Consider the following 22,710-nt stretch of genomic DNA (forward strand, 5'->3'; position numbering starts at 1 on the left):
TCATCGCCGGGCCAGCACGTACGCCGCGACGGTGGGCACCTGGACCACGGCGCCGACCTCCAGCGCACTCGTCCGGCGTCGCAGCGCCTCCCGGACGTCGTCGCGGACCGTCGCGTCGAGGTCCATGTACGGCTTTCCCATCGCGGCGGCGATGCCCGGCCACAGGTCGTCCCAGGAGATCCCCCAGCTCCAGGTGAGCTCGCGGCTGCGGAGCGGGTGCAGCCCGGCCCGCTGCGCCAGGGACACCAGGCCCTCGACCGTGCGCTCGAAGTCGACCTCGGGCGGGCGCTGCCGCCTCGGCGCCGGCAGCCCCGCCCGCCGGAAGGCCTCCTCGATCAACGCGATGTGCGTCGTGCGGTCGCTGACCCATGCGGTGAGGGCGACCAGGCCGCCCGGGCGGACCGTCCGGGTGAGCTCCTCGGTGGCGGTCAGGGGGTCGGGCAGGTTGTTGACGACGAAGTTGGCGACCACGGCGTCGAAGGCGCCGTCCCGCAGCCCCGACCGGGGCAGGGCGGAGCGGACCCAGCGCACCGGCAGCCCGTCGCACACCTCCCGCCCGACCTGCAGCATCTGCTCGTCCGGGTCGATGGCCGTCACGGACCACCCGCGCGCCGCCGTTGCCTGCGCCAGGGTCCCGGTCCCGCTCCCGGCGTCCAGCAGCCGGCCGGACGCCGCGGGCCCCAGGTCGGCCAGGACGGCGTCCACGGTGCCGGCGCACAGCCGGGCCCACGACCGCTGGTACGTCCGGGCGAACGCGTGCCGTTCCGAGGGGGCTGTCACCCGGCGAGGGTAGCCGCGGCGGCCCGCGCCGGCCGGGGACGCCTAACCCTCCGCCGACTGCCGCCGGTCGGGTCCCGTCGTCCGCTCCCAGCCGCACCCCCAGCAGCGCGCGCGCTCGATCGTCACCTCGCGCAGGCGCGGGTCGAACGCGATGACCGTCCTCGGTTCGACGTGCGCACCGCACTCGGGGCAGCTCAGACGCGGCGGTCTGTCGGAACCGGTGGGCATGAGGGCACTCCTCGAGGGTGACGAGCCGACCCCGGGGCCCTGGACGTCTTCTACGCGCGGACCGTTCTTCGCCATCGAGCCTGTCAGTGGTGGGACGACGGTGGTGCGGTCCTGTCCTTCTTACCCTGTCAGGGATGCTCGATCCCAGCCGTTCGGCGGACGGCGGGTCGGGTGTTCGGCGGACGGTCCGGCTCACCCGCTGGTGAGAGCGGCGACGAGGGCAGGCATCTGGTCGGACGCGAACGTCGAGACCATGCGCACGATGCGACCGCCGGCGACGGCCAGCACGTCGCGGCCGGTGATGGTCACACCGGTGCCGTCGGGCAACGATCCCGTGATGACGAGGCGGACCGTCACCTCGTCGCCCGCCGCCGAGATCTCCACGTTCTCGGCGTACTGCCGCAGGACGCCGGCCAGCCGCTCCGCCTGCGCCGCCTGGGCCGCGACCAGGACGTCGCGCGGGTAGACGCCGTCCTGCGGCTGACCTGGCTCGTGGAGCAGGTCCACCTGGTCGGCGAGGCAGGCCCTGAAGGCCTCGGTGACAGCGTCCCGGCCGGCCACGTACGCGGCCAGGAGGTCGTCGGCGATCCGTTCGGCGTCGGTGGGCACGCCCCACCCTCGCACGGACCGGGCGGACGGTCAGGTGCTCGTCCGCAGCCGGCCCTTGATCTCCGTCTTGAGCACCTTGCCGACCTTGGAGCGCGGCAGGTCCGGCCAGACCTCGACCTGCTTCGGCGCCTTGACGCCGCCGAGCCGCTCACGGGCGAAGGCCCGCAGGTCGTCGGGGGAGGCCTCGGCACCTGGTCGCAGCTGGACGACGGCCGTCACCCGCTCGCCCCACTTCTCGTCGGGCAGGCCGACGACCGCGCAGTCCTGCACCGCGGGGTGCGCCATGAGGGCCTGCTCGACCTCGGTCGAGTACACGTTGAAGCCGCCGGTGATGACCATGTCCTTGGCCCGGTCGACGATGAAGAGGTAGTCGTCGGCGTCCAGGTAGCCGACGTCGCCCGTGTGGTGCCAGCCGTGCGCCGACGCCTGCGCGGTCGCCGCGGGGTCGCGGTGGTAGCCGCGCATGACGAGCGAGCCGCGGACGACGATCTCGCCGGTCTCGCCGCGCGGCAGCAGCGCACCGTCCGGGCCCATGATCGCGACCCGCACGAGCGGCGTCGGGCGGCCGGCGGAGGGGAGCCGTTCACGGGCGACGGAGCCGTCGGGGCGGAAGTGGTCGCGCGGGGCCATCGTCGAGATCATCATCGGTGCCTCGGTCTGGCCGAAGAGCTGGGCCATGACCGGGCCGATCCGGGTCAGCGCCTCCTCGAGCCGGGCGGCCGACATCGGGGCCGCCCCGTACCAGAAGCACTGCAGCGACGACAGGTCCGTCGTGTCGAGGTGCTCGTGCGCGAGCACCATGTAGATCAGCGTCGGCGGGAGGAACGTGTGCGTCACGCCGTGCTTCTCGACGAGCCCGAGGAAGCCGCCGACGTCCGGCGCGCGCATGACGACGACCTCACCGCCGAGCGCCGTCACGGGGAAGCACAGGACGCCGGCCGCGTGGGTCAGCGGTGCGAGCGCCAGGTACACCGGCGGGCCCTCGAACGGGTAGCTCATCAGCGTGAGCGCCGTCATCGTCTCGATGTTCCGGCCGGTGAGCTCGACGCCCTTCGGGCGGCCCGTCGTCCCGCCGGTGCCGACGATCATGACGAGGTCGTCGAGGGCCGGCTCGTCGACGGGGCCGACCCCGTCGCCGAGGGCGAGGAAGTCGTTCCACGACAACGCGTCCGGTGCCTCGCCGTCCAGGCAGACGAGCGTGGTCAGGGCCGGCAGGTCCCCGCGGATCGCGGCGACGAGCGGCGCGAACGCCGGCTGGAAGAGCAGCACGGTGCAGCCGAACAGGTCGAGCAGCTCCCGGTTCTCGGCCGCCTCGTTCCGCGGGTTCACCGGGCACCACACCGCGCCGGCGCGGCTGATCCCGAAGACGCACGTGAACGAGGTCGGGTCGTTCGCGGAGAGGATCGCGACCCGGTCGCCGGGCCGGACCCCGCGCGCCACGAGGGCCGCCGCGATGCGGGAGCTCAGCTCCCGCACCGCGGCGTACGAGCGGGACTCGCCGTCCGTCGTCAGGCACGGCCGGTCCGGGCCGAGGTCGGCCCCCTTGTCGAGGTAGTCGACGAGCCGCACGCGCAGCCTCCTCAGTCCTGGGCCGTGGTTCCTGGAGCGACACCACGCGAGGGTCTGCTCACATCCCCATCCCGCCGTCGACCGGCAGGCCGACGCCGTTGACGAACCGGGCGGCGTCCGACGCGAGGAAGACGACGGCGTCCGCCATGTCCGAGACCTCGCCGAGGCGGCCGGAGGGCGTGAGCCCGACGACCGCGGTGACGGCCTCCTGCGGGGAGGCGAAGAGGCCGATCTCGGCGACGTCGTTCGCCAGGCCCGCACCCATCGCCGTCGGCACGAGGCCCGGGTAGATGCAGTTGACCCGGACGCCGTACCCGAGCTTGCCGGACTCCATGGCCGCGACCCGGGTGAGCCGGTCGACGCCGGACTTCGTCGCCGAGTACACCGAGATGCCGGGGAAGGCGATCGTCGCCGCGACCGAGGCGACGTTGACGACGACGCCGCCGGCGCCGGCCGCACCGCCGGGCCGCATGGCGCGGAACGCGTGCTTGATGCCGAGCGCCGTGCCGAGCAGGTTCACCTCGAGCTGGCGGCGTGCGGCGTCGGCGTCCAGGTCGACGAGCAGGCTCGTGATCTCGATCCCGGCGTTGTTGACGAGGATGTCGAGGCCGCCCAGCCGGGCCACGGCCTCGGCGACCGCAGACTCCCAGTTCGCGTCGTCCGTCACGTCGAGGTGGACGAACGTGTGGCCCTCGCCGAGGCCCTCGGCGACCTTGGCGCCCGCCTCGTCCTGGACGTCGGCGACGGCGACGGTGGCACCCGCGGCGGCGAGGGCCTGCGCCATCCCCTCGCCGAGGCCCTGCGCGCCGCCGGTGACGAGCGCCCTGCGCCCGGTGAGATCGAGACCAGTCATGGGAGCTCCGTTGCTCTCGGTCGGGTGGTGGCGCCCATCACACCCGTCGTCCTGACACCGGTCAAGAGGTCTCTTGACATTCGTCCGGAGAAATCTTGACGACTGTCCAGATCGGACCAGGGCGCCTAGCATGAGCCGGGTGGGAGTGACCGAGGCGCCGCGGCGGCGCGCTGCGCGCCCCGTCGACAAGTTCGACGAGCGGCGCGCCCAGCTCGCCGAGTCCGCGTTGCAGACGCTCGGCACCCTCGGGTACGCCCGGACGAGCCTGCGCGAGATCGCGAACAACTCCCCGTTCACCCACGGCGTCGTGCACTACTACTTCCAGGACAAGCTCGAGCTCGTCGTCTACAGCGTCCGGTACTACAAGGCCCGCTGCGTGACCCGGTACGACGGCGTCGTCGCCGACTCGACGTCGGCCGCCGAGCTCGTCGACCGGTTCGCCGACCGGCTCGCGGAGACGATCCGCGACGAGGCCCCGATGCACCGGCTCTGGTACGACCTGCGCACCCAGAGCATGTTCGAGCCGTCGTTGCGCGAGGCCGTCACGCAGATCGACGCGACCCTGCAGGACATGATCTGGCGGGTCGTCAGCCGGTACGCCGAGCTCGCCGGCCGGACGCCGTCGCTCCCGTCGGCGGTCGCCTACGGGATGCTCGACGGGCTCTTCCAGCAGGCGCTGCTCGCGTTCGGGGACGAGCCCGAGCCGACCCTGGCGGCGCTCGTGGCCCAGGTGCACGACGTCATGCCGACGTTCCTCGGCGGTGCCGCCCGGCCGTAGGGCCGCGGCCGTGAGGATTCCGTAAGGACCTCGACCGGCACGCACGGGGCCCGCCGCTCCTAGCGTGGGTCCGTGCGCATCGTGGTCACCGGCGGCAACGGCTTCATCGGCACCCACGTCGTGCGGGCCGCGACCGACGCGGGCCACGACGTCCGCGTCGTCGACCTGGCGGCGCCGCACACGGCCGACGCCCTCGACGTCCGTGACACAGCCGCCATGGACGCCGCTCTCCGCGGGGCTGCGGTCGTGGTCCACCTCGCCGCCAAGGTCGGGCTGGAACGCTCGTTCGCCGACGCGCCGGAGTACGTCTCGCACAACGACCACGGGACGGCGGTCGTGCTCGCGGCGGCCGACCGCGCCGGCGTCGGGCGGGTCGTGCTCGCGAGCTCGATGGTCGTCTACGGCGAGGGACTGGGGGCGTGCGCCGAGCACGGCGCCGTCCGGCCCGGACCGCGCCGGGTCGAGGACCTCGGTGCCGGCCGGTTCGAACCGCCCTGCCCGGCCTGCGGCTCGGCGCTGGCCCCGGCGCTCGTCGACGAGGGTGCAGCGCTCGACCCGCGCAACGTGTACGCCGCGACGAAGGTCGCGCAGGAGCACCTGCTCTCGGCGTGGGCCCGGCAGACGGGCGGCACCGGCGCGGCGATGCGGTTCCACAACGTCTACGGACCGGGTGCCCCGCGGGACAACCCCTACTCCGGGGTCGCGTCGATCTTCCTGAGCGCGGTGCTCGCCGGGCGGCCGCCGCAGGTCACCGAGGACGGCGGGCAGCGGCGGGACTTCGTGCACGTCCGGGACGTCGCGCGGGCGTGCGTCGCGGCGGTCGCTCCGGGCGGGGGCGACGTCCCTGCGGGATCGGTGGCCGCCTACAACGTCGCGAGCGGCCGACCGAGGACCGTCCTCGAGCTCGCGACCGCGCTCGCCGCGGCCGGCGGCGGACCGGCGCCCGTCGTCACGGGTACCGGGCGGCTCGGCGACGTCCGGCACATCACCGCCTCCGCGGCGAGGGCTGCCGCAGAGCTCGGCTGGACGGCAGGGGAGGACTTCACGGCCGGCGTCGCCGAGCTCTTCACCGAGGCGCAGACGCTCGCCGGCGCCGCACGGCCCTGACGACCACCCAGCCGGCGGTCGCCGCGAGCACCAGCGCGAGCAGTGCTGCGAGGTTGGTTGCGTAGTCGAGCGGGGCGACGCTCGGGTTGTCGGCGGGGCGCCTCCCGAGCACCTGGACGGCGACCAGCGGCGCCGCGACGAGCACGATCGACCCGGCGACGACGAGCGCGACGGCCAGCGGGGCCCGCGCCGCCGCCGGCACGAACCGGGCGGCGAGCCAGCCGGCGGCGACGACCGCCGGCGCGAGCAGCGCGTCGTGGACGACGATCGGCAGGACCACGAACGTGACCACGGACAGCACGTCGGTGGCCCGGCCGCCGGAGAGCACGAGCCACGCGCCGTACCCGGCGAGGCCGACGCCGAGCGCTCCCGCAGCCGGCCGCAGCCGGGCCACGAGCGCGGCGGACGCGAGCGGGCCGGTCATCGGGCCGTCTCGATCCGGCTGAGCCACTTGGTCTGCTGCACGCCCGGCCTGTTCGGCGCGATGAGCCGCAGCGGGAAGCCGTGGTCGAGCGCGAGGGTCTCGCCGTTCGCGCGCAGGGCGAGCAGCGTCTGCGGGTCGAGCGCCTGGTCGGCGGTGAGCGTGCTCCGGCCGTACAGCCCCTTGGCCTCCAACGACGTGACGAGCACCCCGGCCGCCGGGTCGAGCCCGGTGAGCGCGAGGACGTCGGCCAGCCGGACGCCGTCCCACCGCACCGTCGCGCTCCAGCCCTCGACGCACGCGATGGGCAGCGACACCGACTGCTGCGGAAGGGCTGCGAGCTCGTCGAGGGAGAACGCGCGGGCGGCAGGGCCGGCGACGAGCAGCCGCCACTGCGGGGATGTCGCGAACGCGGCGACCCCCGCGGAGCGCGCCGTCTTGTTCACCGGGAAGCCCTGCGGGCCGGTCGTCGGCCGGCGCGGGGCGAGCAGCGCGAACCGGGAGAGCCCCGGCACGGTCTGCCCGATCGTCACGAGCGTCACGGCGCCGACCGCGGCGCCGGTCGACACGAGCAGGCCGCGACGGGTCAGGGCGCCGTCCACGGCGTCGGGCGTGCCGTCGGGCGTGCCGGCGTCCGTGGTCCGGGTCCGCCAGGCCTCGGCGATGACCGGGGCCTTCACCGCGAGGTGCAGCAGCACCGAGCCGACGAGCACCCACGCCACGGCGTAGTGCGCGCTCGGGAAGAAGAAGCCCCACGGGTAGAGCTGGGCCACGTTGAGCAGCCCGGTGACGACCTCGAAGAGCATCGCGCCGACCAGCCCGGCGACCGAGAGCCGTTCCAGCGCATGGGGAAGGGAGCGCACCGGCGGCCACTCGAGCAGCCGCGGGAACACGCTGAACAGCTTGACGAGCACGAGCGGCACGCAGGCGATCCCGCTCGCGACGTGCAGCCCCTGCGTGACCCGGTACCCCCACGCGGGCCGCGGCGGGATCGGGAGCCAGCCGACCGGGTGCTGGTGCAGGTGGCTCAGCAGCCCGGTGAGGAAGCAGACGAGCACCGCCACCCCGAGCCAGGCGCCGACGCGCACGGTGACACGCGGATCCCGCAGCGGGCTGGTGATCTCGGGCGGCCGGACCTTGGCGAGCAGCGACATGAGGTCGACCGTAGGCGCGGACCGGCGTGGACGACCCCGTCCGAGTCCTTACGGAAGTCGTACGTCTGCCCTCGGACCGGTCCGCGGCCTCCCGGCCCTGACACATTGGGGGACATGGGGATCCGGTCGGCGCGTGCCGGCGTGACGACCGACCTGCCGGTCGCCGCCGGCGGCCTCGTCGCGCTCGTGACCCTCCTCGTCGCCGCGCAGCACCCGGCGGTGCGCGGGGTGCGGCAGCTCGTCGTCGTCCTGCTCATGTTCGTCGTCTTCGCGCCCGCCGCGCGTGCGGTCGACCGGGTCGGCGAGCCGCTCGGGGTGCGGCTCGCCGTGCTCGGCGGGGCGCTGCTCCAGCTCGTCGCGCTGCGGGTGCGGCCGTGGTCGACGGACGACTACCTGCGCTACGCGTGGGACGGCCGGGTGCAGGCGGCGGGCGTCGACCCGTACCGCTACGTGCCCGGGGCGCCGGAGCTCGCCGCGCTGCGGGACGCCTGGCTGTTCCCGGACGGCGTGACGCCGCGGCTCAACCACCCCGGCGTCCGGACGATCTACCCACCGGTCGCCCAGGCCTGGTTCTGGCTCGTCCACACGCTGTCGGGCGGGCGCGGCGAGGGCCTCCAGCTCCAGGTCGGGTCGGCGCTCGTGGCCGTCGCGACGTCGGTGGCGGTCGTCGTCGTCCTGCGCCGTGCCGGCCGGCCGGCGCAGCGGGTCGTTTGGTGGGCGTGGTGCCCGACGGTCGTGCTCGAGGCGGGGGGCAACGCGCACGTCGACGTCGTCGCAGCGTTCCTCGTCGTCGTGGCGCTCGGGCTGCTCGTGGAACGGCGGTGGGTGCCGGCAGGCGTCGCGCTCGGGCTCGCGGTCGCGACCAAGCTGCTGCCGGCGCTCGTCGCCGTCGCGGTGCCGCCGCGCCGCTCGCTGCGCGTCGGAGCGGCCGCGGCCCTCGCGGTCGTGCTCGTCTACCTGCCGCACGTGCTCGCGCTCGGCGCGGACGTCACCGGCTTCCTCGGCGGCTACCTCGAGGAGGAGTCCCGGGACCGGTACGACCTGCTGCGGCCGCTGCTCCCCGACGCGGTCGTCGCGCCGGTCGCCGTCGCGCTGCTCGCGGCCACCGCGCTGCTGCTGTGGCGCGACGCCGGACGGCGCGAGGCCGCCGGGCTGCCGGCGCAGCCGTGGTCGGGCGCTGCGGTCATGGTCGGCGTGACGTTCCTCGTGCTCACGCCTCCCTACCCCTGGTACGCGCTGCTCCTCGTGCCCCTCGTGGCGCTCGGCGCACCCCGGGTCTGGCTCGTCGTCCCGGTGGCGGTCTACCCCGTCTACGCGGCGGCCGCGCTCGGCCACGCGTACTTCGGGACCCGGGTCGTCGGCTACGGGATCGCGACGCTCGTGCTCCTCGGGGCCGCGGCCCGCGCACGCCGTTCGACTTCCGTAAGGGTTGCGGCACCAGGGGATTCCTAAGGTCGGGAGGGTGCCAGCCACCGTTCCCGCCGCCCTCGCGGACGTCGTCCTGCCCTGCCTCGACGAGGCCGCCGCCCTGCCCCGCGTGCTCGCGGGCCTGCCGCCGGGCTGGCGGGCCGTCGTCGTCGACAACGGCTCGACCGACGGCAGCGCCCGGGTCGCCGCCGACCTCGGCGCGCACGTCGTCGTCGAACCCCGCCGCGGCTTCGGCGCGGCCTGCGCCGCCGGGCTGCTCGCCGCGACCGCACCGGTCGTCGCGTTCTGCGACGCCGACGGTTCGCTCGACCTGGGCGCCCTGCCCGACGTCGCGGCCCTCGTGCTCGCCGGCGAGGCCGACCTCGTGCTCGGGCGCCGCCGTCCGACGACCCGCGGCGCCTGGCCGGTGCACGCCCGGCTCGCGAACCGGGTGCTCGCCCGCGAGCTGCGGCGCCGGTGCGGCACGCCCCTGCGCGACCTCGGGCCGATGCGCGTGGCCCGCCGGGAACCGTTGCTGGCGCTGCGGATCGAGGACCGCCGGTTCGGCTACCCGCTCGAGATGGTGCTGCGCGCGGCCGCGCAGGGCTGGCGGATCCGCGAGGTCGACGTCGCGTACCACCCGCGCACCGGGCGGTCCAAGGTGACGGGCACCGTCCGCGGGACCGTCGCCGCGGTCGCCGACATGCGTCGCGCACTCGCCGGGACGCCTGCGTGAGCGGCCTGACGATCCTCGTGCTCGCGAAGTCCCCGGAGCCGGGCCGCAGCAAGACCCGCCTCGCGCCGGCCTACGGCTTCGAGGGGGCCGCGGCGCTCGCGGCGGCGGCGCTCGCCGACACACTCGATGCCGTCGCGGCGGCACCGGCGGCGCGCCGGGTGCTCGTGCTCGACGGGGAGGTCGTCCCGCCGGTGCCCGCCGGGTTCGTCGTCGTGCGCCAGCGGGGACGCACCCACGGCGACCGGATCGCGGCCGCGCTGGCGGCCGAGCCCGGCCCGGCACTGCTCATCGGCATGGACACCCCGCAGGTCACCCCTGCCCTGCTCACCGTCGACCTCGCCGAACCCGGCGTCGATGCCTGGCTCGGGCCGGCGGCCGACGGCGGCTGGTGGGCCCTCGGGCTGCGGCATCCCGGGCGGGACGCCCGATCGGTGCTCGCCGGCGTCCCGATGTCGACCGCGCTCACCGGGCAGGTGCAGCGGGAGCGGCTCGTGGCCGCCGGGCTCGCGCCGCGGGCGCTGCCTGCGCTGCGCGACGTCGACGAGCCGGACGACGCGCTCGCGGTGGCAGCCCTGGCTCCGGGGACCCGGTTCGGCCGGCTCGTGCAGGAGCTGTCGTCGGCCTGTGCGCCGGCCCCGGTGGGTGCGGCGTGACGGAGGTGCTCGTCGCGGACGTCGGGCCGGACGCCGGCCCGGACGTCTTCGAGACCGTGCTGCGGGCCGGGCGACCGGTGCGGGTCGTCCATGGCTGCGGCGCCGTGCAGCACCACGACGTGCCGCGCTGGCTCGCCGATGCCGACCCGGTCGACCGCCGCGTGCTCGCCCGCTGCACCGGCCCGATCGTCGACCTGGGCTGCGGGCCCGGTCGGCTCGTGGCCAGGCTCGTGGCGGACGGAATCCCCGCGCTCGGGGTCGACGTCTCGCCCGTGGCCGTCGGCATGACCCGGGCCCGCGGCGCGGCCGCCCTGCGAGGTGACGTCCTCGGGCCGCTGCCCGGCGAGGGGCTGTGGAGCCACGCGCTGCTCATGGACGGCAACATCGGGATCGGCGGCGACCCGGTGCGGCTGCTCCGCCGGGTGCGGCGGCTGCTCGCGCCGGGCGGGGCCGCCGTCGTCGAGGCGTCTCCGCACGACGTCGACCGGCGCGGGCCGGTGCGTCTGCAGGCGCACGGGTGCGGCCCCGACCCCGGGGGAGCGGTCGCGGGCCCGTTCCCGTGGGCCGAGGTCGGTGTGACCGCCCTGCTCGCCCTCGCCGCGGCGACGAGGTGGTGCTCGGCCGAGCACTGGGCGGACGGCGGCCGCCGTTTCGTGCGGCTGACGGCCCCCGGCAGACGCCCGCGCTCACGACCGAGCCGCGGGTGACCGCGTCACCCTGCCGCGGGAGCCCGGCCGAGCGTGTAGCGGACCTGCTGCGTCAGCGCCGCGTCGCCGTCACGGGTGCGGACGCCGTCCAGGATCGCCGCGGCCTGCTCCCGCAGCCCTGCCCCGGCGTCCGCCGGGACCTGGTCCCACATGGCCCGCTGGCCGTGCGACTGCGACCACGTCACCCAGGCGTCGACGTCCGCGAACCGGACGACGACGTCGGCGTGCGTCGTCGTGACGCCCGTGAGGCCGGCGCCGGCGAGCAGGCCCTCGACGCCTGCGTCGCTCGCGAACGGCCCGGACTCCCCGCTCGTGCGGGCGTCGAGCATCATCGGCGGCAGGTACGGCGTGAAGAGGTCGTCGAGACGGCGCCACGCGTCGTCCCGCCCGGCGAAGGTCGAGATGCCGAGCCGGCCGCCCGGCCGCAGCAGCGCCGTCCACGCGGCGAGGGCCTCGGCGGGGCGCGGCAGGAAGAAGACGACGAGCGAGGCGACGACGACGTCCGCCTCGCCGGCCGGGAGCGAGGGGGCCGAGGCGTCCATGACGGACAGCTCGACGTTCGTCAGCCCGAGCTCCTCGACACGCTGCGCGGCGAGCTCGACCATCCGCGGTGACAGGTCCGCGCCGACGACCCGGCCGCCCGGCCCGACCGCCGTCGCGAGCGGCACGAGCGCCGCTCCGCGCCCGCACCCGAGGTCGACGACGCGCTCGCCCGGCTGCGGGGCGACCGCGGCGACGAGACCCTCCGCGATCGGTGCGAACCACGGGACGCCGACGCTCTCGTAGGTCTGCGCGACCCGGTCGAAGAGGGCGGCGACGCGGGCACTGGGGTTGGGCGGCGTGCTCGGGGGCCCGGGCTTCGGCGAGGTCATCCGCACAGGGTGCACCCTCCCGGGACGTTCCGGTACGGATCAGCCGAATCCCGTGCTCAGGCCGTGAGGAAGTCCGCGACGAGCCGGCCGAACGCGTCGGCGTGCTCGATCTGGGTCCAGTGCCCGCAGCGGCCGAACAGGTGCACCTGGCTGTCGTCGATCCACGCGTGCAGGGTCAGCGACGTGCTCGGCGGGATGACCTTGTCGTCGCGGCCGTGGACGAGCAGCGTCGGGTGCGTGATGGCCCGGACGTCCGCCTCGGGGTGCGCCATCGCGTCGACCCAGCGCTGCCGCGGGGCCGGGAACATCGCGGCGAACTTCTCCTGGACGCCCGGGCGGATGCTCGCCTCGTAGCGCATCCGGACGAGGTCGTCGGTGACGAGCGCCGGGTCGTACGCGAACGTCTCGCGCATGAGGGTGCCCATCGTCCCGGGCGACGGCTCGTACCCCCAGACGGCGTCGAGCCCGGCCGTGAGCTCGAACGGCACCCCGACGCTGCCCATGAGGACGAGCCGGTCGACCCGCTCCGGGTGCGAGATCGCCAGCGCGAGGGCCATCGAGCCGCCGAACGAGTTGCCGACGACCGAGACCTTCCCGACGCCGACCGCGTCGAGGAACGCGACGATCTGCTCGAGCCAGGCCTTGCGGGTGTACTCGACGTCGTCCGGCACCTCGGTGAACCCGAAGCCGGCGAGGTCGGGCGCGAGGATCCGGAACCGCGGGGACAGGTGCTGGATCGTCAGCCGCCAGTTCGCGAACGCGCTCACCCCCGGCCCGGAGCCGTGGAGCAGCAGGAGCGGCGGCCCGTCACCGACGTCGTGGTAGTTCGTCCGCAGCCTGCCGGTGACGACGGACCGGCCGATCTCGGGGTTCGGCTGCATGGGCGTTCCTCTCGTGCGGGTGCACCGGCGGCCCCAGTGTCGGGGTGCGCGGGACGGCGGTCGGCGACCGTTCCGCGCCGCCGAACCGGGACGTCGGCCGGCCGGTCACCGGACCGCCGCGAACCCGTCGCCCGCAGGGCCCCCGAACGGCGCGGGCGCGCGTACTCTGGAGGTAGCGCTGCACGGCGTCCGGGGCTCCCAACCGTGAGCCCGACCTGCCGGCGGCGCGACGAGAGGTGGTCCCACGTGGATCCCGTGGTAGCACCCGGCCAGAGGCACCAGTACCTGACGACCTCCCAGTACCAGCTCGACGAGCGGCAGCTCCTCCTGCGCGGCGGCGCCCGTGACGGCCTGCGGTGGCACGCGACCGTGGCCGTCGGCCAGCGCGTGTTCTGCGGCGAGGGCGAGTGGGCCGTCGACGGCCTGTACGTCGTCACGGCCGAAGAGGTCGACGACGCGGACGGCGTCCACCGCAACGTGGCGGTCCCCGCCTTCGCCTAGCGCGGCCCGGGCACGCACCACCACGACAGCCCGACAGCACGACAGCCTGACCGTCGCCGGCACCCGTCGGGTGCGACCGGCCGACGTCCTCTGCGGCACGGCCGCAGCCCGCACGACCCGCGCACGTCAGCAGACGAGGCACCCCGTGAACATCACCCCGCTCGACACCTCCCCTGATGCCCTCTTCACCATGACCGGCGGCGTCGGCGCCGACGAGGTCCCGGCCCTGCGCCGCGCGCTCGTGAGCGCCGTCGAGCGCATGCCGTCGCCGGTGATCGTCGACGCCCGTGGCGTCACCGCGTTCCCCGACGTCGCCATGGAGGCGCTCGTCTCCGCCCGGTCGCGGGCCAAGTTCCTCCGCAAGGTGCTCGTCGTCGTCGACGGCGACGCGGACGGTGCCGCCGGTGGCGTCGTGCACGCCGCCCTCGTCCGGACCGGCGTGGTCTTCCGGATCCCGGTCTTCGCCGACGAGGAGACGGCGCGCGCCGTCCTCGCCGCCGAGGTCAGCCGGCGCGAGCACCTCAGCCTCGCCGCCCCGCGCGCCGAGGCCGACGGTCACCACGAGTCGGCCGAGCTCAACCTCGCGAACCCGCACCGGCAGGTCGTCGCCTGAGCTGATCCGCGGTCGTCGACCGGATCCGGGGTCCGCACCCGGGAACGGGTCGACGACCGGGGATCACGGCGTGGCGGACGCCGCGAGCAGGCGCAGCCCGATCTGGCGGGCCGCCCGGGCCACCTCGGCGCCGCGCACCACGTGGAACGGGACCGGCAGCACCGCGAGCTGCTCGGCGTACCAGACCGGGTTGCTCGTGCTGCCGACGAGGCGCGTCGTGCCCTCGTCCCCGGGCTCGACCCGGCCGAGCGTCGGGGGCAGCCGGCCGACGACGTCGGCGAACGCCGCGTCGATGACGACCTCGACCTCGTGCTCCCACCCGGAGGCGAGGTTCTCCTCGAGCAGGCGCACCGGGTCGAGGTCCGCCGGCGGAACGAACGTCCGTTCCAGCACCTCGACGGCGCGCACCCGGTCCACCCGGTAGGCGCGGACGGCGTCCGAGGCGTGCGCGTGGCACAGCAGGTACCAGCGGCCGTGCCGGACGACGACGGCCCACGGGTCGGCGTCCGTCGACCACTCGGTACCGGCGCCCGACCGGTAGGTGACCCGGACGACGCGCTGCTCCTCGCAGGCCTGCACGAGGGTGCCCGTCGTCGCGGCGTCCGGCCGGACGGCCGCGCGGTCGGGGGCGGCGGCGGTGATCCGCCGGACCGCCTCGGCCTGGGCGGCGACCGGCCCGGGCATCGCCCGCATGAGCTTGCCGAGCGCGCTGCCGACGGGGTCGGTCGGGTCAGCCGCGTCGTGGTGCCCGTCGAGCACCGCCATGACGATGCCGAGCGCCTCGCCGGCGGTGAAGAGCAACGGCGGCAGCCGGACGCCGCGACCCACCCGGTAGCCGCCGTAGCGGCCCCGCGAGGCGTCGATCGGGATGCCCGCCTCGCGCAGGATCCCGACGTACCGGCGGGCGGCGCGGTCGGAGACGCCCAGCTTCTCCGCGAGCCGGTCCGCCGTGATGCCCGGCGTGTTCTGGATGAGCTCGAGGGCCAGCAGTGCCCGAGATGTCGGGTTCGCGGCCTCGGATTCCACGGGTCGAGCCTAATCCGGAACCGTAACGTCCGGTATCTCTTCTAGCGTCGGTCCGGTGACAGAGACCACGGGCGCGCCCCGGACCACCCTGAGCACGACGATCCACGAGCCGGACATGACGGCCGGCGAGGTCGAGATGATCCTGTTCGCCCTCGAGCGCTCCCGCGCCCAGTTCGCCTGGAAGGCCGGCGGTCTCGACGCCGCGGGGCTGGCCCGCTCGTGCCCGCCGTCGGCACTGACCCTCGGCGGTCTGCTCAAGCACCTCGCTCTCGTCGAGGACCTCTGCCGGCACCGGATCACCGGGGAGCCGCCCGGGCACCCCTGGGACGGTCTCGACCGGGACGCGCTCGGCCCCGAGTGGCCGTTCACGTCGGCCGCCGACGACTCCCCGGCCGAGCTGTACGCGCTGTGGCAGGGTGCCACCGAGAGGATGAGCGGCGTGCTCGCGACCGTGCTCGCCGACGGCGGGCTGGACCGGCCGCTGGCCTGGACGTCGGCCGACGGCCGGACGCCGAACCTGCGTCGCCTGCTCACCGACCTGCACGACGAGTACGCCCGGCACGTCGGCCACGCGGACCTGCTCCGCGAGGCGGTCGACGGGCTCGTCGGAGAGGACCCGCCCCAGCCGTGACGCCCTCCGACGACGGGCCGGTCGACGCCGACCGGCTGCGCGTCGTCCCCGCGAACGAGGCCTCCTGCGACGACCTCGACGCGATCTTCGGGACGACGGACGCCGGCCACTGCCGCTGCCAGCGCTTCAAGGTGCGCGGCTGGATGTGGCGCGACACCACGCTGCCCGAGCGGCGTGACGCGCAGCGCGACCAGACCGGCTGCGACGACCCGGACGCCCCGTCGACGAGCGGCCTCGTCGCCTACCTCGACGGCGAGCCGGTCGGGTGGGTCGCCGTCGAGCCGCGGACGGCGTACCCGAACCTGCTCGGCCGGCGGACCGTGTGGACCGGCCGTCAGGAGCGCAGGGACGACGACGGCGTCTGGGCGGTGACGTGCTTCGTCGTCCGCAAGGGGTACCGCGGCCGCGGCCTCACCTACCCGCTGGCCCGGGCGGCCCTGGAGCACGCCCGGGCCTGCGGCGCCCGGGCCGTCGAGGGGTACGGCATCATCACGCCGCCCGGCCGGGAGATCACCTGGGGCGAGGTGCACGTCGGCGCGGTCCAGGTCTTCGAGGAGGCCGGGTTCGCGCCGGTGAGCCGGCCGAGCGTGCGCCGCGTCGTCCTGCGGGCGGACCTGGACGGCACGGACCACGGCGTGCCGGAGGACTGACCGGTCAGGCCCGGAAGCCGTTCTTGCTCACGAAGAGCGCGGCCTGGGTGCGGTCGGAGGCGCCGATCTGGCGGTAGATGTCGGTGAGGTAGGTCTTCACCGTCGCCTCGGTGATGCCCAGCCGGACGGCGATCGCCCGGTTCGTCATGCCGGTCCCGAGCAGCTCGAGCACCTCGCGCTCGCGCGGGGTCAGCGAGGCCCCGGGCTTCTCGACGCGGTCCTGGTCGATGAAGGACCGCGCGGCCCTCGGGTCGATCGGGGACTCGCCGCGGGCGACGGAGCGGATCGCCCGGACCAGCTCGTCGGGCTGGGCGTCCTTGAGGCAGTAGCCGAGCGCGCCGGCCTCGATCGCGGACCGCACCCGGTCGCCGTCCGAGAAGCTCGTGAGCACGAGCACGCGCGCCCCGGGGTCGGCCTCGACGATCCGCCGGGTCGCCTCGATGCCGTCGACGTTCGGCATGACGAGGTCCATGAGGATGACGTCCGGCGCCAGCGCCGCCGCCGCGTCCACGCCCTCGGCGCCGTCCGCGGCCTCACCGACCACCTCGACGCCCTCGTAGCCCGACAGCAGCCGGGTCAGGCCCTTGCGCACGACCGCGTGGTCGTCGCAGAGGAGGAGCCGGACCGTGCCGTCGGAGGTCATGCCCGCCAGTGTCCCGGTCCGGGGCCGCGGGGGACAGGGCCGACGGGACGGCGATGACCCCCGCGCAGGTCGTAGGACTGATGTCCAAGAGCGCCACCCACCCCCCGCGTGCAAACCTGCGAGGTCAGGCCAGGAACAAGACCCCCCGAGGAGCCAGGATGACGGCGAACGTCGCTGGCCGGAGCACCGTTCGACCGTTGCTGCGCAGGAGCGCGGCCGCCCTCTCGTGCGCCGGTCTCGTCATGACGGGCTCCGCGCTGTCCGCGTCCGCGGCCACCGGCACCTCCGGCAGCACCGACCTCGGCCCGTCGTCCGAGTCCCGGGTGCTCGTCGTCGAGAAGAACCCGGCCTCCTACGCCGCCGAGAACCTCGTCGTCTCGCTCGGCGGCCGGGTCAGGAAGCAGCTGCCCGCGCAGGGCGGCTTCGAGGCCCGGCTGCCGGCCGGCACCCTGATCCCGGTGCGGCAGTCCCCGCTCGTGCTCCGCACCGAGCGGCTCGAGCAGGACGCCGTCACCGGCGTCAGCGCCTGCCCGGCGACCGACCCCTCGTGCTTCGACGCGCTCCCCGAGACCGAGATCTGGCAGCAGGCGATCGGCCTCGACCAGGTGCCCAACAAGAACCGTGGCGGCGGCGTCACCGTCGCGGTCCTCGACACCGGGGTCACGCCGTCCGCGGACCTCGGCGAGCGGCTCGTCGCCCGGGTCGACCTCACCGCCGAGCACGACGGCCTCGACCACTTCGGGCATGGCACGCACATGATCGGTCTCGTCGCCGGTGACGGCGCGCAGTCCCTCGAGCGGTACAGCGGTGCGGCCGAGCAGGCCGACGTCGTGTCGGTCAAGGTCGCGGGCTGGGACGGCGCGACCGACGTCTCGACGATCGTCGCCGGCCTGCACTGGGTCGTCGCGCACCGCGACACGTACGGCATCCGCGTCGTCAACCTCTCCTACGGCACCGACGCGGCCGGCCCCACGGGCGCCGACCCGCTCGCCGCCGCCGTCGAGCAGGCCTGGCGGGCCGGGATCGTCGTCGTCATGTCGGCGGGCAACGCCGGCGCGGCCTCCTCGATCACCAAGCCCGGCGACGACCCGTTCGCCATCACCGTCGGCGCGGCCGACATCGCGGGCACGGCGCAGCCGGCGGACGACGTCGTCGCGGCGTTCTCGAGCCGCGGCCCGACGGGCGACGGCGCGGACAAGCCCGACGTCCTGGCCCCCGGCGTCGCCCTCGTCGGCCTGCGCGCCCCCGGCAGCACCATCGACACGTTCCGCCCGGCGGCCCGGGTCGGCGCCGACTACTTCCGCGGCGCGGGCACCTCGCAGGCGTCGGCGATCGTCGCCGGCGTCGTCGCCCGGATGGTCGCCGCGAACCCGGCGCTCACCCCGGACCAGGTCAAGGGTGTCCTCCTCGCGACCACCGACCGGACCCTCGCCGGTGCGGTCGGCGGCGGCGCGGGGCTCGTCGACGCCGCGCAGGCGGTCGCGCTCGCGACGTCCGCCGGGCCGCTGCCCGCCGCGAACGGCGCGGCCGTGGCGTCGACCGGGACCGGGCCGCTCGAGGCGACCCGGGGCACCCACCCGGTGTTCGCCGACCTCGACGGCGACGGCGTCCCGACCCTGCTCACCGGTGAGGTCGACGCGCTCGGCACCCCGTGGACGGCGTCCGCCGTGACGACGCCGTGGAGCCCGGCGACCTGGGCCGCGAGCCCGTGGTCGGCGGCGACCGCGGAGATCGCCGGCTCGGCCCCGGCGCCGGCCTGGACCGGCCCGCGGGTCCCGCAGCTCACGTGGGAGCCCGACTACTACGGCGCCCCCGGCTGGCTCGAGGCCGGCTGGGACGGTCGCTACTGGGGCGGTCGCTACTGGGGCGGTCGCTACTGGGGCACGGGGATGTGGCAGTAGGTGACCCCACCCTCCGCCCCGTCGACCGGGATCCCGCCCGCCGCGCGCGTGTTCATCGCCGCGGTGTCGGTGCTCGGCGTGCTCGCGGTCGCCCTCGCGGTGACCCGGGCCGGTGACCTGACGTCCGGCGACCTCCTCGCCCTCGTCGTGGTCGCCGCGGCGGTCGTGGTCGCGGACCGGTTCACCTTCCAGCTCCCGCACGGCGACGAGACCGAGCACGTCATGCTCTCGGACGCCGTGTGGACGACGGCGCTGCTGCTCACGGTGCCCGGCGTACCGACGCTCGGCGCCGTGCTCGGCACCGCCGCGTGGCAGGTCGCCGCGCGGTGGCCGCTGCGCAAGATCGCCTTCAACGTCGGGCAGGTCGCCATCGCCCTGACCGTCGCGGAGGCCGTCTTCGGTCTCGGCGGGACCGGCCGGGACCCGCTCGACCCGGTCACGTGGGCGATCGGTGCCGGCGCGATGGCCCTCGCGTCGATCCTCAACGTCGGGCTCGTCGGCGTCGTCATCTCGCTCGTCCAGGCCGAGCCGCTGCGCGTCGTCCTCTTCGGCCCGTGGCGGCTGACGAACATCCAGTGGGTCGGCAACGTCTCCGTCGGCCTCCTCGCCGCGGTGCTCTGGAACGTCAGCCCGTACGGCGTCGTCCTGCTCGCGCTGCCGATCGTGCTGCTCTCGCTCGCCTACCGGGACTGGGTGCGCAGCACCATCGAGGCGAACCAGATGGAGCAGATGATGAAGGGGGCCGAGGCGATCGCGCGGGAGCGCGCCTTCGAGGCCAGGCTCCCCGTCGGCGAGGGCGGCGGCCGGCTGCCGGAGCTCGCCGTCGCGCTCAACCACATGCTCGACCAGCTCGAGATCGCGCTCCACCGGCAGCGGCAGCTCATGGCGGACGTCGCCGGCCGGCTGCGCCGCCCGATCGGGGCGATCTCGAGCGCGGTCGACCGCCGCCAGCAGAACGGCGCCGCCCACAACGGCGCCGCACCCGGCGCCGCGATCAGCGAGGAGACCCGCGCCGACCTGCGGCTCGTCAGCCGGATCCTCGACGACATGGCCGACATCGGGCGCTCCCAGACCCCGGGCTACGTCGACCGCAAGGACGTCCCCCTTGCCGAGCTCGTCGCGAACGTCGCGACGAAGGCCGAGCCGTTCCTCGGCGAGCGGCTGCACGCCGCCGCCCCGGCGACGGCAACCGTCGCGGCGCTCGACCGGGACCGGATGGAGGAGGCGCTGCTGCGCCTGCTCCAGAACACCGCCGACCACGGCTCGGGGGCGCGCCCGGTGAACTTCCGCGCCGTCGAGGAGGACCGGTCGATCCTCTTCGAGGTCGTCGACGAGGGTGGCGGGGTCCCGGCCGGCCACGAGGAGATCATCTTCGAGCCCTTCTACCGGGCGGACGCGCGCCGGGACGGCGGCGGCCTCGGGCTCGCCCTCGTGCGGACCGTCGCCGAGGCGCACGGCGGTTCCGCGGGGATCGTCAACCGGCCCGGCGCCGGCGTGACCTTCTGGGTGCGGGTCCCGCGATGAGGCTGCCCGGCTTCGTCGGGGGCCGGCCCACCGGGCGCGCACTGGCCGCCGTCCAGTTCGTCATCTCCGCCTCCGCGCTCCTGCTCGTCATCACGACGGCCGGGCTGTTCGTCCTGCAGCAGGTGGCCCGCGAGGAGGCGCTGCGCGACGCGACCGAGCTGACCCGGGTCGTCACCGACGTCGCGATCCGGCCGGGCGTCGACCGCTCGCTCCTCACCGGTGACCCGGCGGCGCTCGCCCGGCTCGACGCGGCCAAGGGGGCCGTCCTCGGCGACGTCATCGTCCGGATCAAGCTGTGGTCGCCCGACGGGCGGATCGTCTGGTCCGACGAGAGCCGGCTCATCGGGACGGCGCCCGGGGCGTCGTCCGACATCGTCGAGGTCGCGCGGACGGGCGTCGCGGACGCCGAGTTCGCCGACCCGACCGCCGACGAGCACACCTTCGAGCAGGGGCAGGGTGAGCTCCTCGAGGTGTACGTCCCGGTCGTCGCCGCGGACGGCACCCGGCTCGTCGCCGAGACGTACCAGACGAGCGACCGGGTCGCCGCCGCCACGCACGCCATCTGGTGGTCGTACCTGCCGGTCCTGCTCATCGCCCTCATCGCGCTCGCGCTCGCCCAGCTCCCCCTCGCGCTGTGGTGGGGGCGCCGGTCCCGGGCCGAGGCCGAGGAGCGCGTCGAGCTGCTCGCCCGCGCCGAGCTCGCCCGCCAGGACGAGCGGAGCCGGATCGCGTCCGACCTCCACGACACCGTGGTCCAGGACCTCGCCGGGATGGCCTTCGACCTCGCCGCGACCGCGAGCAGCGTGCACCGCCGCTCGACGGACGAGCTCGCGACGACGCTGCGCGAGGGGGCGGAGACCTCGCGCTCGAGCATCGCCCAGCTCCGCGCGCTGCTGCTCAAGCTGCACCCCGGGGACGCCCCGCCGATCGACCTCGCCCGGGAGCTGCCCGAGCTCGCCGCCGACCTCAAGGGCCGCGGCGTCCGGGTGGACGTCGACGTCGACCCGGTGAGCCTCGACCACGACCTGCGGGCGCTGCTGTTCCGCGCCGCGCAGGAGGGCGTCCGCAACGTGGCCCGGCACGCGGCCGCGACCCGGGCGACGATCTCGCTCACCGCGCGGGACGGCGTCGCGACGCTGCTCATCGAGGACGACGGCCAGGGCATGTCCTCGCGCGACCTCGTCAAGCAGCGGGCCGCCGGGCACGTCGGGCTCACGCTGCTCGCGGACCGGGTGCGGGCGCAGCAGGGCGAGCTGACGATCTCGTCCGAGCCCGGGCGCGGCACCCGGCTCGTCGTGTGGCTGCCGCTCGAGGTCCGCAAGGCCGGCTGAGCTCGGCGCCGCGTCGAGCAGTGCCCGCCGGTCAGGGCTGCTGCGCCGCCAGGCCGGGGACCGGCTTGCCGTCGAGCCGCTCGAGGAGGCGGACGACGACCTCGGCACCGGCCTCCTTGCCGATGGCCTTCCGCACGGGCGCGGCGACGGGCAGCTTGTGCCGCCCGTCGCCGAGCGCCATGAAGGAGCTGCGGAAGGGCTCGCCGTCGACGGTGCCGGAGACCTTGACGAGCCCGCGGGTGCCGAAGAACTCGGCCGACCCCGGCATGACGACGTAGGTGTGGCCGCCGGGGGCGGCGGACCTCTCCAGGATGGCGCGGAAGGTGTGGTCCATACGGGTGGGACCCGCTGCCGGGCGCGGACTCATCGCACCATGGTGCGTCACCCGCCGTCGTCCGTCAGCCGTCGTGCCGCACCGGCATGAGGATGCTCAGGGCGCCCGGCCGGCCCGGGCTCGTCAGGGCGAGCGGCGTGTGCGCGTCGTCGACCCCGAGGACGAGCTGGTCGCCGTCGAGGGCCTCGACCGCCTCGAGGAGGAACTTGCGGTTCACCGCGACGCCGTGGGCGGCGTCCTCGGGGGCGAGCCACACGAGCCCGTCGCCGGACACCTGGAAGGCGCACGTCTCGAACGCCACGCCGTCGTCGCGGCGGCGGGTCGCCGTCCGGGCGGTGTGCGCGCCCTCCCGGAGCGCGGTGGCGTCGAGGGTCACGACGGTCGCGCGGTCCGGGCGGACGAGTCGCTCCCACTGCGGGTACGGCTCGCCGAGGACGGCGGTCGTCAGCGTGCGGCCGGCGACGGTGACGGTGACGTCGGCGCCGAGGACGACGTGCACGTCGGTCGCGGCCGCCGGGCAGGCCGCGAGGACGTCGTCCGCGAACGCGGCGGGCACGAGGGCCGAGCCGTCGGCAGGGCCGGCCTCGGCGCCGTCCGGCCGGAGCACCGGCACCGTCGTCACGGCGAGCCGGTAGCGGTCGGTCGCGACGACCCGCAGGGTGGCGCCCGCGACGTCGAGGAGGACGCCGGTGATCTCGGGCAGCGCCGGGTCGGTGCCGGCGGCGAACCGGACGCCGCGCAGGGCGGCCGCGAGGTCGGCCGCGGGCAGGGTGAGGGTCACGTCGGCGGGGGTGGTCGGGG

General features: G+C 75.5%; 25 protein-coding genes. 13 read left to right on the plus strand and 12 right to left on the minus strand.

The window, feature by feature from the left end; translation table 11 throughout:
- The 4 genes from ECOMGDLI_RS27485 to ECOMGDLI_RS27505 form a co-directional block, all read right to left on the minus strand.
- Positions 1-780: a class I SAM-dependent methyltransferase gene (locus ECOMGDLI_RS27485; protein WP_088320034.1), complete on the minus strand. Its 780-nt coding sequence runs from the start codon at positions 778-780 to the stop codon at positions 1-3.
- A gap of 420 nt (positions 781-1,200) precedes the next feature.
- Positions 1,201-1,617, minus strand: coding sequence for a nuclear transport factor 2 family protein (locus ECOMGDLI_RS27495; protein WP_158221184.1), 417 nt, complete (start codon positions 1,615-1,617; stop codon positions 1,201-1,203).
- Between the two features lie 30 nt (positions 1,618-1,647).
- Positions 1,648-3,186, minus strand: a complete 1,539-nt coding sequence (locus ECOMGDLI_RS27500; RefSeq protein WP_088320037.1) for a long-chain fatty acid--CoA ligase — start codon at positions 3,184-3,186, stop codon at positions 1,648-1,650.
- Positions 3,187-3,244: 58 nt separating this feature from the next.
- The gene (locus tag ECOMGDLI_RS27505) at positions 3,245-4,039 is read right to left on the minus strand and encodes an SDR family NAD(P)-dependent oxidoreductase (RefSeq protein ID WP_088320038.1); all 795 of its coding nucleotides are present in this window, start codon (positions 4,037-4,039) and stop codon (positions 3,245-3,247) included.
- Positions 4,040-4,169: 130 nt separating this feature from the next.
- Here ECOMGDLI_RS27505 and ECOMGDLI_RS27510 point away from each other — a divergent pair, with 130 nt between their 5' ends.
- On the plus strand, positions 4,170-4,817 hold the full coding sequence (locus ECOMGDLI_RS27510) for a TetR/AcrR family transcriptional regulator (protein WP_088320039.1): 648 nt from the start codon (positions 4,170-4,172) through the stop codon (positions 4,815-4,817).
- Between the two features lie 72 nt (positions 4,818-4,889).
- Positions 4,890-5,924, plus strand: coding sequence for an NAD(P)-dependent oxidoreductase (locus tag ECOMGDLI_RS27515; RefSeq protein WP_088320040.1), 1,035 nt, complete (start codon positions 4,890-4,892; stop codon positions 5,922-5,924).
- On the opposite strand, the gene ECOMGDLI_RS27520 is transcribed toward ECOMGDLI_RS27515, so the two are convergent.
- Both ECOMGDLI_RS27520 and ECOMGDLI_RS27525 read right to left on the minus strand, forming a co-directional pair.
- Positions 5,884-6,348, minus strand: coding sequence for a hypothetical protein (locus ECOMGDLI_RS27520; protein ID WP_088320041.1), 465 nt, complete (start codon positions 6,346-6,348; stop codon positions 5,884-5,886). The genes ECOMGDLI_RS27515 and ECOMGDLI_RS27520 overlap by 41 nt on opposite strands.
- The gene (locus tag ECOMGDLI_RS27525; RefSeq protein WP_088320042.1) at positions 6,345-7,499 is read right to left on the minus strand and encodes a molybdopterin-dependent oxidoreductase; all 1,155 of its coding nucleotides are present in this window, start codon (positions 7,497-7,499) and stop codon (positions 6,345-6,347) included. The genes ECOMGDLI_RS27520 and ECOMGDLI_RS27525 overlap by 4 nt, the downstream gene beginning before the upstream one ends.
- Positions 7,500-7,613: 114 nt before the next feature.
- On the opposite strand from ECOMGDLI_RS27525, the gene ECOMGDLI_RS27530 reads away from it, so the two are divergent.
- Genes ECOMGDLI_RS27530 through ECOMGDLI_RS27545 form a run of 4 tightly spaced genes read left to right on the plus strand, consistent with a single transcriptional unit; the run spans position 7,614 to position 11,002 of the window.
- Positions 7,614-8,951, plus strand: coding sequence for a glycosyltransferase 87 family protein (locus ECOMGDLI_RS27530; protein ID WP_088320043.1), 1,338 nt, complete (start codon positions 7,614-7,616; stop codon positions 8,949-8,951).
- 10 nt (positions 8,952-8,961) lie between these two features.
- Positions 8,962-9,642, plus strand: a complete 681-nt coding sequence (locus ECOMGDLI_RS27535; RefSeq protein ID WP_088320044.1) for a glycosyltransferase family 2 protein — start codon at positions 8,962-8,964, stop codon at positions 9,640-9,642.
- The gene (locus ECOMGDLI_RS27540) at positions 9,639-10,295 is read left to right on the plus strand and encodes a DUF2064 domain-containing protein (protein WP_088320045.1); all 657 of its coding nucleotides are present in this window, start codon (positions 9,639-9,641) and stop codon (positions 10,293-10,295) included. Before ECOMGDLI_RS27535 ends, ECOMGDLI_RS27540 begins: the two co-directional genes overlap by 4 nt.
- Complete coding sequence (locus tag ECOMGDLI_RS27545) at positions 10,292-11,002, plus strand: methyltransferase domain-containing protein (protein ID WP_088320046.1); 711 nt, start codon at positions 10,292-10,294, stop codon at positions 11,000-11,002. Before ECOMGDLI_RS27540 ends, ECOMGDLI_RS27545 begins: the two co-directional genes overlap by 4 nt.
- 5 nt (positions 11,003-11,007) lie before the next feature.
- Here ECOMGDLI_RS27545 and ECOMGDLI_RS27550 read toward each other — a convergent pair whose 3' ends face one another.
- Both ECOMGDLI_RS27550 and ECOMGDLI_RS27555 read right to left on the minus strand, forming a co-directional pair.
- Positions 11,008-11,874 (minus strand): class I SAM-dependent methyltransferase, encoded by an 867-nt coding sequence (locus ECOMGDLI_RS27550; RefSeq protein WP_088320061.1) that lies wholly within the window; start codon positions 11,872-11,874, stop codon positions 11,008-11,010.
- 56 nt (positions 11,875-11,930) lie between these two features.
- Positions 11,931-12,755, minus strand: a complete 825-nt coding sequence (locus ECOMGDLI_RS27555; RefSeq protein ID WP_088320047.1) for an alpha/beta fold hydrolase — start codon at positions 12,753-12,755, stop codon at positions 11,931-11,933.
- A gap of 246 nt (positions 12,756-13,001) precedes the next feature.
- Between ECOMGDLI_RS27555 and ECOMGDLI_RS27560 the strand changes: the two genes are divergently transcribed.
- Together ECOMGDLI_RS27560 and ECOMGDLI_RS34950 are read left to right on the plus strand one after the other, a co-directional pair.
- Complete coding sequence (locus ECOMGDLI_RS27560) at positions 13,002-13,256, plus strand: hypothetical protein (RefSeq protein ID WP_143447981.1); 255 nt, start codon at positions 13,002-13,004, stop codon at positions 13,254-13,256.
- A 145-nt stretch (positions 13,257-13,401) separates the two neighbouring features.
- Positions 13,402-13,869, plus strand: a complete 468-nt coding sequence (locus tag ECOMGDLI_RS34950) for a hypothetical protein (RefSeq protein WP_158221185.1) — start codon at positions 13,402-13,404, stop codon at positions 13,867-13,869.
- A 63-nt stretch (positions 13,870-13,932) separates the two neighbouring features.
- Here the strand turns inward: ECOMGDLI_RS34950 and ECOMGDLI_RS27570 are convergent, their stop codons facing one another.
- On the minus strand, positions 13,933-14,895 hold the full coding sequence (locus ECOMGDLI_RS27570) for a YafY family protein (RefSeq protein ID WP_088320050.1): 963 nt from the start codon (positions 14,893-14,895) through the stop codon (positions 13,933-13,935).
- Between the two features lie 55 nt (positions 14,896-14,950).
- Between ECOMGDLI_RS27570 and ECOMGDLI_RS27575 the strand changes: the two genes are divergently transcribed.
- Complete coding sequence (locus ECOMGDLI_RS27575) at positions 14,951-15,526, plus strand: DUF664 domain-containing protein (protein WP_233153652.1); 576 nt, start codon at positions 14,951-14,953, stop codon at positions 15,524-15,526.
- Positions 15,523-16,176 carry a GNAT family N-acetyltransferase gene (locus tag ECOMGDLI_RS27580; protein ID WP_198955232.1) on the plus strand — a complete coding sequence of 218 codons (654 nt, stop codon included), beginning with the start codon at positions 15,523-15,525 and terminating at the stop codon, positions 16,174-16,176. The genes ECOMGDLI_RS27575 and ECOMGDLI_RS27580 overlap by 4 nt, the downstream gene beginning before the upstream one ends.
- A gap of 4 nt (positions 16,177-16,180) precedes the next feature.
- Here ECOMGDLI_RS27580 and ECOMGDLI_RS27585 read toward each other — a convergent pair whose 3' ends face one another.
- Positions 16,181-16,819 carry a response regulator transcription factor gene (locus ECOMGDLI_RS27585; RefSeq protein ID WP_088283926.1) on the minus strand — a complete coding sequence of 213 codons (639 nt, stop codon included), beginning with the start codon at positions 16,817-16,819 and terminating at the stop codon, positions 16,181-16,183.
- A gap of 158 nt (positions 16,820-16,977) precedes the next feature.
- Here ECOMGDLI_RS27585 and ECOMGDLI_RS27590 point away from each other — a divergent pair, with 158 nt between their 5' ends.
- From ECOMGDLI_RS27590 to ECOMGDLI_RS27600, 3 genes are read left to right on the plus strand one after another with little or no spacing between them, the layout of a single operon-like run.
- On the plus strand, positions 16,978-18,720 hold the full coding sequence (locus ECOMGDLI_RS27590; RefSeq protein ID WP_143447982.1) for a S8 family peptidase: 1,743 nt from the start codon (positions 16,978-16,980) through the stop codon (positions 18,718-18,720).
- Positions 18,721-20,244: a HAMP domain-containing sensor histidine kinase gene (locus ECOMGDLI_RS27595; protein ID WP_088320052.1), complete on the plus strand. Its 1,524-nt coding sequence runs from the start codon at positions 18,721-18,723 to the stop codon at positions 20,242-20,244.
- Positions 20,241-21,575 (plus strand): sensor histidine kinase, encoded by a 1,335-nt coding sequence (locus tag ECOMGDLI_RS27600; RefSeq protein WP_088320053.1) that lies wholly within the window; start codon positions 20,241-20,243, stop codon positions 21,573-21,575. The genes ECOMGDLI_RS27595 and ECOMGDLI_RS27600 overlap by 4 nt, the downstream gene beginning before the upstream one ends.
- A 31-nt stretch (positions 21,576-21,606) precedes the next feature.
- On the opposite strand, the gene ECOMGDLI_RS27605 is transcribed toward ECOMGDLI_RS27600, so the two are convergent.
- Positions 21,607-21,909, minus strand: a complete 303-nt coding sequence (locus tag ECOMGDLI_RS27605) for a DUF1905 domain-containing protein (RefSeq protein ID WP_088320054.1) — start codon at positions 21,907-21,909, stop codon at positions 21,607-21,609.
- 64 nt (positions 21,910-21,973) lie between these two features.
- Positions 21,974-22,710, minus strand: a 737-nt coding sequence (locus ECOMGDLI_RS27610) for a DNA polymerase III subunit beta (protein WP_233153653.1), incomplete at its 5' end; no start/stop codon positions are given.

It is taken from the genome of Kineosporia sp. R_H_3 (assembly GCF_002198675.1).
Taxonomy (GTDB): Bacteria; Actinomycetota; Actinomycetes; order Actinomycetales; family Kineosporiaceae; genus R-H-3.